Below are 2779 nucleotides of genomic sequence, written 5' to 3'. Positions count from 1 at the left end.
CGCCAGCCCCTGCCTGGGCGCCAGCAGCCACAGCCGAGCCGCCAGCCTGTCGTTGGGTGCTCTGGCCATAGGCGTCGCCCTGGCCTGCAGCCCCATGGGCTCAGCCTGGGCCAACCCCACAGGCGGCGTCGCCGTCGTCGGCCAGGCCAGCATCAGCACCCCCGGCGCCAACCAACTGGTCGTCACCACCCAGAACGGCGCCGGACTGAACCACTCCGTCATCAACTGGCAAAGCTTCTCCATACCCGCAGGCGCCAGCACCTACTTCGCCCAACCCAGCGCCAGCGCCACCAGCATCAACCGCGTCGTCACAGACAACCCAAGCGCCATCTTCGGCACCCTGGGCTCCAACGGCAAACTGGTGCTCGTCAACCCCTCCGGCATCACCGTCGGCGCCGGCGCCGTCGTCGACACCGCAGGCTTCACCGCATCAGCCTTAGGCCTGACAGACGCCGACGCCCTGGCCGGCAAACTGCGCTTTGGCAACGGCCAGCTTGCCAGCGGCAACATCGACGTGCAAGGCAGCATCCTGGCCCGAAGCGGCGACATCGTGCTCATCGCGCCGCACATCAACACCGGCAAAGACGCCCTCATCCAGGCCAACGGCGCCACCGTGCTGGCCGCCGGGCGGCAAGTCGACATCACCGGGCGAGGCTTAGAGGGCATCGTGCTGCAAGTGCAAGCCCCCAGCGACCAGGCCGTCAACCTCGGGGCCCTCAAAGGCGACGCCGTCGGCGTCTTCGCCGGCACCYTGAAACACAGCGGCGCCATCCAGGCCAACGCCCTGAGYGTCGAAGGCGGCAAAGTCGTGCTCAAGGCGCTGGACATGGCCGACGTCAGCGGCAGCATCCAGGCGCAAAAGCTGCAGGGCCAAGGCGGCTCGGTGCTCGTCACCGCCGACAAGACCGTGCTGCGGGAAACCGCGCAGATAGACAGCAGCAACAGCGCCAGCGGCGGCAACATCCACATCGGTGGTGGCTGGCACGGCGATGACGCCAGCATCAGCAACGCCAGGCGCACCGTGGTCATGCCCGGAGCCAGCCTGAAGGCTGATGCCACCGACAACGGCAACGGCGGYACCGTGGTGGTGTGGGCCGATGAGGCCACCGGCTTTGGGGGCCACATCAGCGCCAGGGGCGGGGCCAACGGGGGAGACGGGGGCCGGGTGGAGGTCTCGGGCAAGCAGTACCTGGACTTCCAGGGCCTGGTGGACACCTCTGCGGCACGGGGCGCCATGGGCAGCTTGCTGCTGGACCCCAGCAGCATCGTCATCGGCAGCGTGGCAGCCATTGACGGCTTTAGCGGGGACCTGAATGCAGGCAACAACCCCATCCTGGCCGGCCAGTATTCCGGCTATGGCAGCCAGATCACCGCCGGTGCGGTGGCCGCCTTGCTGAACGCCGGGACCAACGTCAGCCTGAGCGCCAGCGGCGGCAACATCGATGTCAATTCAGCCGTCAGCAAGACCGGTGGCGGCGCGGCCACGCTGACGCTGGCCACCGGCGGCAACATCAGCTTCAACGCACCGGTCAGTTCCAGTTCGGGCGCGCTGGGCATCAGTGCCACTTCTTCCTCGGGCAATGTGTCCTTGTCGGCCGACCTCAATGCGAATGGCGGCAGCGTCACCCTGTCAGGCAGCGGCAATGTCAGTCAGAACGGTGCCAATGTCATCAACGCCGGAACCCTGTCGGCCACCTCGAGCGGGGGCAGCGTCAACCTGCAAGGCGCCAACAGCATTGCCAACGTGACCCTCAGCGGGCCGGGCGGCGTCCAGTTCAAGAATGTGGCGGCCTCCTACAACCTGGGGGGATCGAGCGCTGGCGGCAGCCTGACGGTGACGGGCACGGGCGCGGTGACGGTGAACCAGACGCTGAGCTTTGACGGTGCCATCTCACTGACCAGCAACGGCGGCATCACCCTGGCCAGCAGCGTGTCCACCAGCTTCGGCCTGAGCCTGACCACCAGCAACGCCAGCATCAGCCAGTCGGGCGGGGGCATCACCGCGGCGTCCACCGCCGCCAGTGCCGGCAGTGGCGGCGTGTCACTGACTTCCAGCAGCAATGCAATGGGCAACATCACTGTGAGCAGCAGTGGCGCGGTCAGCCTGGGCAGTGGCAGTGCATCCATGAACGTGAACAACGTCAGCGGCAGCAGCCTCAACGTTGTGGCCGCCGGCACCATCAACGTCGGCACCATCAGCGTCAGCGGTGCCGGCAATTCGGTGGTGCTGCGAGGTGGCCACGTCAACGCCGGCTATGGCGCCAGCATCAGCGCCGGCAGCGGCCGCTGGCTGCTGTATTTGACCAACCCGGACGTCGAGCTCGACAGCTTGCCGTCCAGCCTGGCCTTCAAGCAGTACAACACCGCCTATGGCGGCAGCATCCTGGGCAGCGGCAACGGCGTGGTCTACAACAACAGCACGCCGGCCACGCTGAGCGGGACCCTGACCGGCGCGGTCAGCAAGATCTACGATGGCGGCACCAGCATCAGCCTGGCGGGCGCCGGCCTGGGTGCCGTCAATGCCATGTTTGGCGACGTTGCCAGTGTGTCCCTCGCTGGCGCCACCGGCACGCTGAGCGACCCCAACGTGGGCAACAACAAACTGGTGACCGCCACAGGCGCCACCGCGACTGCCCACGACAGCAACGGGCTGCCCGTGTACGGCTACCTGCTGACAGGTGTGAACGGCAACATAGGGCAGGTCAGACCAGCCATCCCCATCATCAGCCTGAGCGGAGAGCGTTTCTACGACGGCACGAACGTGGTGAAGGCAGGCATG

Annotated in this window: 1 protein-coding gene; it reads left to right on the top strand. The window is 67.1% G+C overall.

Annotated elements, in window-relative coordinates:
* On the top strand, positions 1–2779 hold a 2779-nt coding region (locus tag AC1DX2_RS25835), incomplete at both ends, for a beta strand repeat-containing protein (RefSeq protein WP_477199307.1).

The sequence above is a fragment of the Hylemonella sp. P2_B10 genome, assembly GCF_056404875.1.
Note: the sequence above shows the minus strand (reverse complement) of the source record. Positions and strands in the feature narration are given on the sequence as shown.